The organism is Blastococcus sp. CT_GayMR19 (assembly GCF_004570385.1).
Taxonomy (GTDB): Bacteria; Actinomycetota; Actinomycetes; order Mycobacteriales; family Geodermatophilaceae; genus Blastococcus_B.
This window is the reverse complement of record NZ_SPQL01000010.1, coordinates 17,021-29,974: the sequence shown is the minus strand read 5'-3', so window position 1 is coordinate 29,974 and position 12,954 is coordinate 17,021. Positions and strand designations below refer to the sequence as shown.

Genomic DNA, 12,954 nt, shown 5'->3' with positions numbered 1-12,954 from the left:
GCGTTCCGAAGGCTGTCGAGTGCGACGAACTCGTGGCCATCAGGCGCTGATGACCACGAGTTCGTCGCACTCGCCGCTGCCTCCGGTCACTCCTCCGGGGAGAAGACGCAGAACTCGTTGCCCTCCGGGTCGGCCAGCACGTCCCACTCGATGGCCCCGTCCGGTTCGGTGTCGGCGTCGCGGAGCCGGATCATCCGTGCCCCGGCGGTGAGCAGTTCGGACGTGTCCCCGACGACGTCGAAGTGCATGCGGTTCTTGACCACCTTGGGCTCGGGCACCGGCACGATCCACATCAGCGGACCGGCGCCGGACGGGTCGACGATCGGCACCGGCCAGTCGAGCGGACGCGTCCAGCCGTCCTCCTCGGGCTCGACGACGTCGCGCCGCACGTAGCCCAGGGCGGCGCACCACCAGTCGGCCAGCGTCTGGTGGTCGAGCGCGTCGAGGCAGAGGTCCTTGAACCGAGCCGGGGAGTCAGCCATGACCGCGCAGGGTAGGCGGCTCCCCGTGACCGTGATCATCGGGACCTCGGGCTGGCAGTACCGCGACTGGCGCGGGCTGTTCTACCCGCCCAAGCTGCCCCAGCGCCTGTGGCTCGAGCACTACGCCCAGTTCTACGCCACGGTCGAGAGCAACAACGCCTTCTACCGGCTGCCCGAGCACGCCACGTTCGTCGCGTGGCGCGAGCGCACCCCGCCGGACTTCCGGTGGGCGGTCAAGGCGAGCCGGTTCCTGACCCACATCAAGCGCCTGCGCGAGCCGCAGGAGCCGGTGGCCCGCCTGATGGGCCGGGCCGAGGGGCTCGAGCACCGCCTGGACGCGATCCTCCTGCAGCTGCCGCCGACGCTGAAGGCGGACGCCGACCTCCTGCGCGAGTGCCTCGCCCAGTTCCCGGCCGGCGCCCGCATCGCCGTCGAGCCGCGGCACGTGAGCTGGTGGACGGACGAGATCCGTTCCCTGCTGGAGCGCTACGGCGCAGCCCTGTGCTGGGCCGATCGCGAGGAGCAGGCCATCGCCCCGCTGTGGCGCACCACCGACTGGGCCTACCTGCGGTTCCACACCGGCAGCGGCAACTGGCGGTACCGCCCGGAGACCCTCGAGCTCTGGGCCGAGCGGCTGGCCGCGACGTGGTCCCCCGACGAGGACGCCCTCGTCTACTTCAACAACGACCCCGGCGGTGCCGCCACGATCGACTCCGTCGTCTTCGCCGACGCCGTCCGGCGGACCGGCCGGACGACGACCCGGGTGCCCACCGCCGACCAGGCCACCGGCCTGTCCTGGGACCCGGCGCAGAAGACCCCGGGCCTCCCCGCCCCGGCCTAACGCAGAACCGTGTCGTCCTCCGCGTGCCGGACGCCGAGCTGGTCCGCGGCCTCGCCGAGCACGGTCTGGACGGCGAGGGTGTCGGCCAGCGGCATCACGGCGCTCTCCGAGCGTCCCGCGCGCAGGCACTCGGTGACCTCGACCAGCTCGTGGAAGTACCCGCCGCCGGTGCGCGGACGCGTGAACGTCTCCGGCTCCGCGCCGTTGCGGTGCAGGACGAAGGTATCGGGGTGGTGGAAGCGGGGGAGGACGTCGATCCAGCCGTCGGACCCCAGGATCCGGGCCGAGCCGGGCAGCACCTGCCGCACCGAGATGACCAGGGCGGCGGACCGTCCGTCGCCGTGATCGAGCAGCAGGGACGCCTCGGCGTCGACCCCCGACGGGAACAACGAACCCGTCGAGAACACGCGATCCGGCGTCCCGAGCAGCATCTGCGCGAACGAGACGACGTACACACCCAGGTCCAGCAGCGCGCCGCCACCGACGCCGAGGTCGAACAGCCGGTGGGCCGGGTCGTACGGACGCGTGGTGCCCAGGTCGGCCTGGACGGTGCGCACGTCACCGATCGCACCGTCGGTGACGAGCTCCCGGAGGGCGACGACGGCCGGCTGGAAGCGGGTCCACATCGCCTCCATCGCGAAGACGCCGGTTTCCCGCGCGAGGTCGACGACCTCCCGGGCGCCGGCCGTGGTCGCGGTGAACGACTTCTCCACCAGCAGCGCCTTCCCGGCGCGGAGCGCGGCCAGCGCGACGGCGTGGTGCTGGGAGTGCGTGGTGGCGATGTAGAGGACGTCGACGTCCGGGTCGGCGATGACCTCGGCGTAGGAGCCGTACGCCCGCTCGATCCCGTGCCGAGCGGCGAACGCCGCCGCGCGCTCCTCCGAGCGGGAGCCGACCGCGACGGCCCGGGCCCCCTCGACCAGCGCCAGGTCCGCGACGACCTTGTCGGCGATGCGGCCCGGCCCGATGACGCCCCAGCGGATCTCCTCGTTCACGGTCCTCCTCGCTGGCGCTCGTCGGCGCGTGTCCGGCGTGCTGTGTCATCGCAGGCTTGCTCACTGCCGACGCTAGCGGGGCCGGGCAGACTGCACCGCGTGGCCGTGCTGATCGACACCCCGGTCTGGCACTGGCGTGGGCGGCTGTGGTCGCACCTGGTCAGCGACGTCTCCTACGAGGAGCTGCACGCCTTCGTCGCGCGGGAGCTCGGCATCCCGAGGCGCGCGTTCCAGGGCGACCACTACGACATCCCCGAGGACCTCTACGCGACCGCCGTCGCCGCGGGGGCGGAGCCGGTCGGTGCGCGCGAGCTGCTCAGCCGGCTGCTGGCGGCGGGGTTGCGGGTGCGGAAGCCCCGCGGCTCCTGAGCAGCGTCAGCTCGGCGGTCAGGTTGGCCCGGGCCCGCGCCGTCCACTCGTCGTCGACGGCGGGCAGCCGGTAGAGCTGCGGCAGGGCCAGCAACCGCTCGAGGAGGCCGATCCGCCCGGCGGTGAACTCGTCGTCGGACAGGTGGCCGTACTCGGCGCGCACTGCGGAGGCGTACGCGGCGTAGGCGTCCGGCGGCCCGGCGAGCACCGAGAGGTCCGCGTCGCAGAGGACGGCGCCGTTGGCGTCGCCGGGCGCGGGGTCGTGCCGGGCGGTGAGGAGCACCAGGCGCACCACCTCGTCGACGCGGGCCTCCGGGACCAGGCCGCGCAGGCCGGCCCGCGCGCGGTCGGCGCTCACCTGCTCGTTGTCGGTCCGCGTCGGGTCGTAGGCGATGTCGTGGTACCAGGCAGCGAGCGCGACCGCGGCGGGATCGCTCGCGGCACCGGCCAGCTCCCCGACCAGCCCGAGGACGGCGGCCAGATGCGCCAGCCCGTGGTAGCGGCGGTGCGGTTCGCTCCAGGCGCCGACGATCGCGGCCCACTCGGTGCGCGAGATGGGGGAGTCCCCCGCGAGGGCGGCCCAGGCGTCGAACCCGACCAGCGAGCCGGGCGCGGTCACCGGACACCGCAGGTGCGCAGGATCAGCAGGGCGAAGGCGCGGGCCGCCGTGACGACCTCCGCCACCGGCACCTTCTCGCGGGGACCGTGCGCGAGGTGGAGATCGCCGGGGCCGTAGTGCAGGGTCGGCACCCCGGCCGCGGCGTAGAGCCGCAGGTCGCTGCCGGCCGGGATGGCCTGCTCGGGGAGTTCACCCCCGCCCACGTCGGCCACCGCCGCCCGCACCATGGGCAGCAGGTCGTGCCCGGCCGGGAGCTCACCGCTGGCGAAGGCGCCGCCGGTCCAGGTCAGCCGGACGGGGTGGTCGGCCAGCCAGGGGTGGCCGGCACAGACCTCCGCCAGCCGTTCCTCGAACGCGGCCCGGGCGACGGGGACGGGCTCGCCGAGGCGCACGCCGAAGCGCCCCTCGGCGATCAGCCGGTCGGGCACCGACGACGCCCAGTCGCCGGCCCGCACGCGTCCGATCGAGAGCCCGTAAGGATAGGGGGAGTCGCCGAAGCGTGGGTCGGCGTCCTTCTGCCGTTCGGCCTCGAAGGCGCGCAGCTCCGCGTGCACGTCGGCGAACAGCTCCACGGCACTGACCCCCTGATCCCGGTGCGCGGCATGGGCGGCGCGCCCCGTCACCTCCAGCCGGAAGGTGAGGGCTCCGGCGTTGGCCGTGACGATCGCCTGGGCCGTGGGCTCGGGGATCACGCAGACGTCGCCGCGGTGCCCGCGCTGCAGCGTGGCCCACGCGCCGAGGCCGCCGTCCTCCTCGCCGACCACACCATGCAGCGCGACCGGGCGGACGAGCCGCACCCCCGCCGTCCGCACCGCGGCCAGGGCGGCGAGGGAGGCGACCACGCCGGCCTTCATGTCGCAGGCGCCCCGCCCGTGCACCGCGCCGTCGGCGATCCACGGCACGAAGGGGTCGGCCGCCCAGAGCGCGCGGTCCCCGGGCGGCACGACGTCCGTGTGGCCGGAGAGCACCAGCGCGGGGACGCCGTCCTCGCTCGCGGGCACGGTGCCGACCACTCCCCAGGCCTCGGTCCGCACCACCTCCTGGCCCGGTGCGTCGGGGGCGGCCGCGGCGGCGTCCAGGTCGATCGGCCAGCGGTCCACGGTGCAGTCCAGCTCCTCCAGCCACCCGGCCAGCAGGTGCTGCACCTCGCTCTCCGCCGCCGTGCCGCCGATCGACGGGACGGCGATCATCCGGCACAGCCGGTCGACCACCCACTCCTCGTCGACGGCGGTGAGCACCGCGGCCTCCGCAGCGGCAAGGTCGGCCATCCGCGGAGTCTGGCATGCGCCGCCGGGGCCACCGGGGGTGTGGCCACTACCTTGGCCGCCGTGACGCAGCCGCCGCCCCCACCCGGCTGGTATCCGGATCCCGCCGGCGGCGGGGACAGCCGGTGGTGGGACGGACAGGGGTGGAGTGATCACGTCCGGCAGGTCCAGCCCCAGCCTCCGCCGTCGGGCGCTCCGGTCGCGCCGGTGCCGGGCCCCTCCCTCTACGAGCAGCCGGTGCTCGTGGTCTCGCAGAAGACGAAGCTCATCGAGCTGACCAATGAGTACGCCGTCTTCGACGGCCAGGGACAGCAGATCGGCGCGGTCGTCCAGGTCGGCCAGAGCTCGCTGCGGAAGGCCGTCCGGCTGTTCTCGCAGTTCGACCAGTTCCTCACCCACCACCTCGAGGTGCGGGACGCGCGCGGGCCGGTGCTCGTCCTGACCCGGCCGGCCAAGCTGGTGCGCTCCCGCGTGCTGGTGACCCGGCCGGACGGCGCGTCCGTCGGCGAGATCGTCCAGGCCAGCGTCTTCGGGAAGATCCGCTTCGACCTGATCGCGAACGGCCACCTCGTGGGTGCGATCCAGGCGGAGAACTGGCGGGCGTGGGACTTCGCGATCCTCGACGCGGCCGGCACCGAGGTCGCCCGGATCACGAAGCGGTGGGAGGGGCTCGCCCGGACGCTGTTCACGACGGCCGACAAGTACGTCGTCCACGTGCACTTCCGGCTGCCCGATCCGCTGGCCGGCATGGTGATCGCCGCCGCGCTCACCGTGGACACCGCCCTCAAGCAGGACGACCGGGGGTTCAACTGAGCACATGACATCGCGACCCTCCGGGCCGCACCGCGGCCACGAGCCGTTCCCCGGCAGCGTTGAGCCGCTTCGTCGTGCCTGCGCGGACCCTCCGGGCCCACTCGGCACGACACCACACCGCGGCCACGAGCCGTTCCCCGGCAGCGTTGAGCCGCTTCGTCGTGCCTGCGCGGACCCTCCGGGCCCACTCGGCACGACACCACACCGCGGCCACGGGCCGTTCCCCGGCAGCGTTGAGCCGCTTCGTCGTGCCTGCGCGGACCCTCCGGGCCACTCCGCACGACACTGCGGCCAGGTGCCGTCCGTGCACCACTCGGCACGACATGACGTCTCGCGCAGGAGTAGCCTCGGAGACGTCCGGGCCGGGCTTTCTGTGTCCCCGGGTGCCATTTGGTTATCAGCCGCCGTGGACTACCGCCCCGACCTCGGTCGGGGGCCTGGAGCCGCGGTGTGCGTCTCGCCGCGAGGCGACCAGAGCCCGGTCCGGACCTCGCACGACCACGCGTTCCCGCCCCTCCGAGCGCGAACAGGCGCGATCTCCGCCCTCGACATGCCGTCGCACCGTCGCCTGCTTACGGTGGCCTCGTTCACACCGCCCTGAACGGGGGAGCCATGGCTGAGACGGTTCGACGGGACACGGCGCAGGTCGACGAGGAACCGCACAAGCTCCCGATCAAGACCCTGATCTCGGCGAGCGTGGGCAACGCCGTCGAGTGGTTCGACTGGACCGTCTACGCGACGTTCCTCGTCTTCTTCGCCGGCCAGTTCTTCCCGTCCGAGAACCAGGCGCTCGCCCTGATCGGGGCGTCCTCGGCCTACGCGCTGGCCTTCTTCTTCCGCCCGCTGGGCGGCATCCTGCTCGGCCGGTTCGCCGACCTGCGCGGCCGCAAGGCCGGCATGCTGCTCACCATCCTGCTGATGGCCGGCGGCTCGATGGTGATCGCCCTGCTGCCCACCTACGAGCAGGTCGGCTGGCTCGCGCCGATCCTGCTGCTGCTGGCGCGCATCGCCCAGGGCATGTCGCTGGGCGGCGAGGTCTCGAACGCATCGGCCTACCTCGGCGAGATCGCCCCGCCCGACCACCGCGGCCGCTACTCGTCCTTCTTCTACATCTCCACCGGGTCGGCGCTGCTGGCGGCGTCCCTGCTCGGCGTGCTGCTCACCAGCGTGCTCAGCGAGGAGCAGCTGCAGAGCTACGGCTGGCGCATCGCCTTCTTCATCGGCGGCCTGCTCGGCTTCATCGGCATGTGGCTGCGCCGCTCGCTGGTGGAGACCGAGCAGTTCGAGGAGAACGCGGAGAAGGCCCGCGCGACCAAGCACCCCCTGCTGCAGACGATCAAGCACTACCCGAAGTCCGTGGTGCAGCTCTGCGCGATCACGCTGCTGTCGACGCTGTCGTACTACACGTTCTTCAGCGCCCTCACGCCGTTCGCGATCACCTTCCGGGACGCCGCGAAGACCGACGTGTTCATCGCGCTGTCCATCGGCACCGCGCTGTTCGTCGCGCTCTGCTACCCGTTCGGCGCGATGTCCGACCGGTTCGGGCGCCGGCCGCAGCTGCTCGCCTGGTCGGGGGCGCTCGCCGTCCTCATCGTGCCGCTGTCGTTCCTGGTGCAGGACAACCTGTTCTCGCTGATCGTCGTGTTCTGCACCGGCCTGGGGCTCTACGCCCTGATGGCGTCGATCGCCCCGGCGATCATGAGCGAGCTGTTCCCCACGGAGCTGCGGGCCACGGGCATCGGCGCCTGGTACAACCTCACGGTCGCCTGCTTCGGGGGGACGGCGCCGCTGGTCATCACGGCGCTGTCCGAGGCCGGGCACCCGCTGTGGTTCTTCTGGTACGTGGCCGCCGGGGCGGTCATCGCCTTCGTCGTCATCCTGACGACCCTCAAGGAGACCAACGGCACCGAGCTCACCTGAGCGCAGCCGCACGGACGCACGACAGCCCCCGTCCGCGGAGGACGGGGGCTGTCGCGTGTGTGCGGGACGGGACCGTCAGTAGGTCTCGTCCGTGGTGGTGCGCTGCACCGGTGCGCCGGCGGCGGGTCCTGCGTAGCCGTCGGTGTGGGTGACCCGACGGCGCTGGCGCGGACCCCAGATGGCCAGCTCGAGCACGATGCCGAGCGCGCCGACGATCATGAGGATCCAGCCGACCACCTGCAGGTCGACACCGCTGACGTCCACCCGCAGGGCGAACGTGAGGATCGCGCCGAGCGCGAGCAGGACGATCGCAGTTCCGAGTCGCATGGCAACTCCCTTCGTCGCGGTTCCGGTGGAGCCGGGATCCCGGGCACGCCGAACCGGCGGCGGTCGCCGCAGCGACATCGTTCCCCCTCGCAGCGGATATAAGCGCAGGTGGCGAGGGGTCTCCCCCGTACGGGTGTGCCCTGAGGCCCTCAGCTGCGCCGAGCGGGACAGAAGTGCGTGACCTACCGATGCCGGGCGGGGCCCCTCAGGCCGACCGTCGACCTCGCACCCGGAGGACGACGAGAGGGAAGGAAGACGGCCATGAGCCCCTACTACGGCAACCCGGCACTCGACGCGGAGCTCGCCTACCGGCGCGAGGTGCTCCAGGCGTTGGGCCGCGGCACGCGGACCCGCCCAGGGGGCTGGTTCCGGAGCCGCCGGCGGACGCGCTGACAGCCGCCGTCGGGCTCGACCTGTCGGAGGACCGTGCCACGATCGCGGACGTGTTCCGGTGGGACGACGTGCCGATGGTGGGCCGGGCCGGGGAACTGGCCCGGCTCCTGGCGCACGTCGACCGGGCCGCCGAGGGCCGGACGTCCGGGGTGCTGCTCGCCGGCGACGCGGGCGTCGGCAAGACGCGGCTGCTGGACGAACTGACCGCGCGCGCCGTCGAGCACGGCGTGCACGTGCTCTCCGGACACTGCGTCGACCTCGGCGAGGTGGGTCTGCCCTACCTGCCCTTCGTCGACCTGCTGCGCCCCGTGGCGGCCGACCCCACGCTGGCCCCCACGGCCACCGCACATCCCGCCCTGGCCGCATTGCTGGCCGGGCGCCCCGGCCCGCCCGCACCGCCACCGGGCGCCGCGGAGCGCGGGGATCTCGACCGTCCGCTGCCGCATCGCGCCGCGCCGCAGCCGGTGGACGACGGACGGCTCCAGCTGTTCGAGGCCGTGGCGAGCCTTCTCTGCGAGCTGTCGGCCGCGGGCCCCATGCTCGTCGTGCTGGAGGACCTGCACTGGGCCGACCGGTCCAGCCGCGACCTGCTGCGCTATCTGCTCGCCCGCCTGGTCGACGAGCCGATCGCGGTGGTCGCGTCCTACCGCGCCGACGACCTGCACCGCCGGCATCCGTTGCGGCCACTGCTCGCCGAGCTGGTCCGGCTCCCCGGCGTCGAGCGGCTGGAGCTCGCGCCGCTGTCCGACGCCGAGGTGCGGGATCTGGTCCGCAGCCTGGCCGGTCCGGACGGTGGCGTGCCGGAGGCGACCGTGGACGACGTCGTGGCCCGGGCCGAGGGCAACGCGTTCTACGCCGAGGAGCTGCTCGCCGCGAGCCGGCGCGGCGAGACCCTGCCGCCGGCGCTCACCGACGTGCTGCTGGCGCGCGTCGAACAGCGCTCGTCCGAGGCGCAGCAGGTGCTGCGGATCGCGGCGGTGGCCGGGCGGCGGGTGCGCCACGAGCTGGTGTCCGCCGTCGGGGGACTGCCGCCGGACGGACTGGAGCGAGCGCTGGCCGAGACGGTGCACAACCACCTGCTGGTCGTCTCCGGTGACGGGCGCTTCCGGTTCCGGCACGCGCTGCTGCGGGAGGCCGTGCTCGCCGACCTGCTGCCGGGCGAGCGGGTCCGGCTGCACGCGTCGATCGCCGCCCATCTCGCCGCGACGCCAGGCGACGGGACCGCGGCGGAGCGCGCCCATCACGCCCGCGAGAGCAACGACCTACCGGCTGCGCTGACGGCGTCGCTGGAGGCGGCGGAGGAGGCCGGCCGCATCGGTGCGCCCGCCGAGCAACTGCAGCACCTGGAGACCGCTCTGGCCCTCTGGTCGGCCGTCCCGGACGCGGCGCGGCGGGCGGGGCGGGACCAACCGCGGCTGCTCTTCGAGGCTGCCGCGGCGGCGCGGAAGGCCGGGGAGCTTCACCGTGGCGTCGCGCTGCTGCGCTCGGCCCTGGAGGCGCTCGGGCCGCACGCCGACGCGGCGGAGCGGGCCCGGGTGCACTACACCCTCGCCCAGGCCCTGGACCGCATCGAGGACCTCGCGGGCGCCCGGCGCGAGAGCGAGGCGGCCCTGCGGCTGGTGCCGGCCCAGCCGCCGTCGGAGGTCCGGACGTGGGCCGTGGCCACGGCGGCGCGGATGAACTACTCCCTCGGCCGGATGGCCGACGGGGATGCGGCTGCGGAGGAAGCGCTGGCGGCGGCCGACGCGCTCGGCCTGGACAGCGCCTGGTCCGACACCGCCGTCTCCCAGGCGCGTGCTCGTGGCGACGGCGATCCGGTGGGCACCCGGCGCCGGATGGAGGAGGCGCTGCAGCGGGCCCGCCGCTCCGGCGACGTCGACGTGGAGATGCGGGTGCTGTACAACCGCGCCACCGTCGCCTTCGAGCAGGGGCAGATCGAGGAGACGCTGGTCTGGACCCGGCGTGCGGCCGCGCGCGCCCGGGAGCTGGGCCAGGAGTGGGCCTTCTATCCGGCGGAGCTGCGGCACCTGCAGGTCATGGCGCTCTACGTGGCGGGGGAGTGGGACGCCAGCCTGGCCGAGGCCGACGAGCTGGCGCGGGTGCCGGAGATGGCCGCGCACGTCCGGGCGGCCGGGCTGCTGGTGCAGGTCGGGCGGGGCGATCCGGCCGCGGTCGAGCGGCTGGCCTGGGCGCGCGGTCTCGCGCCCAGACTGAACACGCACATGCTGCTCACGCTCGTCGTCGCGGCGGCCGAGATCGACCTCGCCGCGTGGGAGGGCCGTCCGGAGACCGCCGTCGAGGTCGCAGAGCGCGCGACCCGCCGCCTCCGGGAGCTGTGGACCACCGATCACCTCGCCGTGCTCCGGCTGTCCGCCACGGCGCTGGCCCCGGTGGCCGATGCCGCGGCCGCCGCCCGGCTGGTCGACGACGCGGCAACGGCCGACCACTGGGCGGGCCGCGGCGGTTCCCTCGTCGGCGCCGCCCGATCAGCGGTCGACGTCTTCACCGCGGCCGTCGGTGAGATGGGCATCGAGGCCAAGGCCTGGCTGGCCCGCGTCGAGGCCGAGGCGGCCCGGCTCGAGGGCAGGGCGGCGCCCGAGCTCTGGCAGGCGGCGGTCGACGGGTTCGGCTTCGGGCACGTCTACGAGCAGGCGCGCTCCCGGTGGCGGCTGGCCGAGGCGCTGCTCGCTGCCGGCGACCGGGCCGGGGCCGCAGAGCAGGCGGGTGCGGCGCACGAGGTGGCCGTCCGGCTGGGGGCGGCGCCGCTGCGGACGGCGGTCGAAGCGCTGGTGCGGCGGGGACGGCTCGACGCCGACCTGCCCGGGGTCCGGCGCGGACCCGATCCGACGGCGGTGCTGACCCCGCGCGAGGCCGAGGTGCTGGCGCTGCTCGCCCAGGGGCGGACCAACCGCCAGGTCGGCGCGGCGCTCTACATCAGCGAGAAGACCGCCAGCGTGCACGTGAGCAACATCCTCGCCAAGCTCGGCGCGAACGGCCGCACCGAAGCGGTCGCGATCGCAAGCCAGCGCGGCCTCCTGCCCTGACCTCTGCAGGATCGCGCCGAGTGGGGCCCGGAGGGCTCCGCGCAGGCGCGATGAATGGGCTCAACGAATGGCGGGAACGGCTCCTGGCCGCGGTGTCGTCCGGCAGGACGACGATGTCAGAGCATGGTGCGGAGGCGCTCGCGGCGGGCACGGAGGACGTCGACCGAGGCGGACGCCGACGGCGGGCCGGGCACCGACTGACGCAGCTGGGTGTGGATGACGGCCTGAGGCTGTGAGCTTCGAGCCGCAACCCGGTTGACCAGCCGGTTGATCTCCCGGCGAAGCTCGGCGGCGTCGCGCCACGACCGGCCGGCGTCGTCCTCGTCGGGGTGGTCCTCGACGACCATGAAGTCGTCGCCGTCGTTCCGGTGGCTGGCGGCGATGCGCAGCCGCAGCTCGTCGTCCCGCTTGGACAGCAGCTCCGCAGTCTGCGCGGGGGTCAGCAGGCCCGGGATGCCGAGGAAGTCCTCGTCCTCGGCATCCACGACCACCGTCGGTCCCGAGCCCTCGCCGGTGTGCGCCGTGCCGCTGTGCAGCACGTGGGCGAACCGGGCGTCGGCCTCCAGCGCCTCCCACTGCTGCAGCGCGTCCGGGTCCTTCTCCTTCTGCGGGAGCGGCTCGAGGTCGAGCTCCTCACCGGTCTCGGTCTTTGGCGGCGGCATGACGTGGTTGCGCTGCTCCTCCATGGAGGCGGCCAGCGACAGCAGCGGTCGGACGGCGGGCAGGAACACCGTCGCCGACTCGTGCGAACCGCGGGCACGGACCACGCGCCCGACGGCCTGGGCGAAGAACAGCGGCGTCCGGTAGGAGGTCATCCAGGCGAGGACGGCGGCCCGCGGGACGTCGACGCCCTCGGAGATCATCCGCACGCAGACGGCGATCCGGGCCGACCCGGTGGCGAAGCGCTCGATCTTCTTGGAGGCCTTCGGGTCGTCGGAGAGGATCAGCTCGGCGGCCTTGCCGGTCACCCGGCGGACGATCTTGGCGTAGGCGCGGGCGTCGTCCTGGTCGCTCGCGAGGATCAGCCCGGCGGCGTCCGGCATGCCGCCCTCCTCGCGGAGGTGCGTGATCCGGTCGTCCATCGCGGCGATGACGTGTGGCACCCACTGGCCCTTGGGGTCCAGGGCCGTGCGCCAGGCCTGCATCTCCACCGACTTGGTGCCGGCGTCCGACAGCGAGGCGGCGACGACCTCGCCGGCGGAGTTCCGCCAGCGCGACGTCCCGGTGTAGGCGGCGAAGACGACCGGCCGGACGACGGAGTCGGCCAGCGCCTCCTTGTACCCGTAGGTGTAGTCGGCGCGGCTGACCAGGCCGATGCCGCCCTCGCCGTCGTCGCCCTCGAAGCTGTCCTCCTCGTACCGGACGAAGGGGATGCGCTCGTCGGCCTTCGTGCGGAACGGCGTCCCGGTGAGGCAGAGCCGGCGGGCGCTGAACCCGAAGGCCTCCTCGACCGCCTCGCCCCAGGAGAGACCGTCGCCGGCGTGGTGCACCTCGTCCAGGATGACCAGGGTCTTGACGGCGCTCGCGCGGGCGGCGTGCAGCATCGGCTTGCCCGCGACCTGGGCGTAGGTGGTGACGTAGCCCTGGGTGCCGGCGCGGACCGGGCCGACGGCGTTCGTCAGGCCCGGGTCCAGCACGATGCCCATGGCGTCGGCCGCGTCGGCCCACTGCAGGCGCAGGTGATCGGTCGGGCAGACGACGACGACGCGGGCGACCTCGCGCCGCGCGAGCAGCCGCGCGGCCAGCGTCAGGGCGAAGGTGGTCTTGCCGGCGCCCGGCGTAGCGGTGACCAGGAAGTCCTTGGGGGACTGCTCCTCGTACCTGGCGAGCGCAGCCTGCTGCCACGCTCGGAGCGGTCGGCTCGTCGTCTGCGGGCTCAAGGCCTC

At 73.9% G+C, this 12,954-nt stretch carries 12 protein-coding genes; 6 read left to right on the top strand and 6 right to left on the bottom strand.

Going from position 1 to position 12,954, the window contains the following annotated elements:
• Positions 1-86: 86 nt before the first annotated feature.
• Positions 87-482: a VOC family protein gene (locus E4P39_RS14495; protein WP_135137292.1), complete on the bottom strand. Its 396-nt coding sequence runs from the start codon at positions 480-482 to the stop codon at positions 87-89.
• On the opposite strand from E4P39_RS14495, the gene E4P39_RS14490 reads away from it, so the two are divergent.
• Positions 481-1,323 (top strand): DUF72 domain-containing protein, encoded by an 843-nt coding sequence (locus tag E4P39_RS14490; RefSeq protein ID WP_245159840.1) that lies wholly within the window; start codon positions 481-483, stop codon positions 1,321-1,323. The genes E4P39_RS14495 and E4P39_RS14490 overlap by 2 nt on opposite strands.
• Here E4P39_RS14490 and E4P39_RS14485 read toward each other — a convergent pair.
• Positions 1,320-2,318, bottom strand: coding sequence for a Gfo/Idh/MocA family oxidoreductase (locus E4P39_RS14485; protein WP_135137291.1), 999 nt, complete (start codon positions 2,316-2,318; stop codon positions 1,320-1,322). The two genes, E4P39_RS14490 and E4P39_RS14485, sit on opposite strands and share 4 nt — an antisense overlap.
• A 99-nt stretch (positions 2,319-2,417) precedes the next feature.
• On the opposite strand from E4P39_RS14485, the gene E4P39_RS14480 reads away from it, so the two are divergent.
• Positions 2,418-2,687, top strand: a complete 270-nt coding sequence (locus tag E4P39_RS14480) for a DUF4031 domain-containing protein (protein WP_135137290.1) — start codon at positions 2,418-2,420, stop codon at positions 2,685-2,687.
• Here E4P39_RS14480 and E4P39_RS14475 read toward each other — a convergent pair.
• Complete coding sequence (locus tag E4P39_RS14475) at positions 2,635-3,306, bottom strand: metal-dependent phosphohydrolase (protein WP_135137289.1); 672 nt, start codon at positions 3,304-3,306, stop codon at positions 2,635-2,637. The genes E4P39_RS14480 and E4P39_RS14475 overlap by 53 nt on opposite strands.
• Complete coding sequence (locus tag E4P39_RS14470; RefSeq protein ID WP_135137288.1) at positions 3,303-4,574, bottom strand: ArgE/DapE family deacylase; 1,272 nt, start codon at positions 4,572-4,574, stop codon at positions 3,303-3,305. Before E4P39_RS14470 ends, E4P39_RS14475 begins: the two co-directional genes overlap by 4 nt.
• Positions 4,575-4,778: 204 nt before the next feature.
• On the opposite strand from E4P39_RS14470, the gene E4P39_RS14465 reads away from it, so the two are divergent.
• The gene (locus tag E4P39_RS14465) at positions 4,779-5,384 is read left to right on the top strand and encodes a phospholipid scramblase-related protein (protein WP_348633819.1); all 606 of its coding nucleotides are present in this window, start codon (positions 4,779-4,781) and stop codon (positions 5,382-5,384) included.
• A gap of 612 nt (positions 5,385-5,996) precedes the next feature.
• On the top strand, positions 5,997-7,304 hold the full coding sequence (locus E4P39_RS14460; protein WP_135137286.1) for an MFS transporter: 1,308 nt from the start codon (positions 5,997-5,999) through the stop codon (positions 7,302-7,304).
• Positions 7,305-7,379: 75 nt separating this feature from the next.
• Here the strand turns inward: E4P39_RS14460 and E4P39_RS14455 are convergent, their stop codons facing one another.
• Positions 7,380-7,631 (bottom strand): DUF6458 family protein, encoded by a 252-nt coding sequence (locus E4P39_RS14455; RefSeq protein WP_209306545.1) that lies wholly within the window; start codon positions 7,629-7,631, stop codon positions 7,380-7,382.
• Between the two features lie 261 nt (positions 7,632-7,892).
• On the opposite strand from E4P39_RS14455, the gene E4P39_RS23260 reads away from it, so the two are divergent.
• Positions 7,893-8,024: a hypothetical protein gene (locus E4P39_RS23260; RefSeq protein WP_280790865.1), complete on the top strand. Its 132-nt coding sequence runs from the start codon at positions 7,893-7,895 to the stop codon at positions 8,022-8,024.
• Between the two features lie 50 nt (positions 8,025-8,074).
• Entirely contained in the window at positions 8,075-11,068 is a 2,994-nt protein-coding gene (locus E4P39_RS14450; protein ID WP_209306544.1) for a helix-turn-helix transcriptional regulator, read from the top strand.
• 116 nt (positions 11,069-11,184) lie between these two features.
• On the opposite strand, the gene E4P39_RS14445 is transcribed toward E4P39_RS14450, so the two are convergent.
• A complete protein-coding gene (locus E4P39_RS14445) occupies positions 11,185-12,948 on the bottom strand; it encodes a DEAD/DEAH box helicase family protein (RefSeq protein WP_245159839.1) in 1,764 nt (587 codons plus the stop codon).
• Positions 12,949-12,954: the final 6 nt, after the last annotated feature.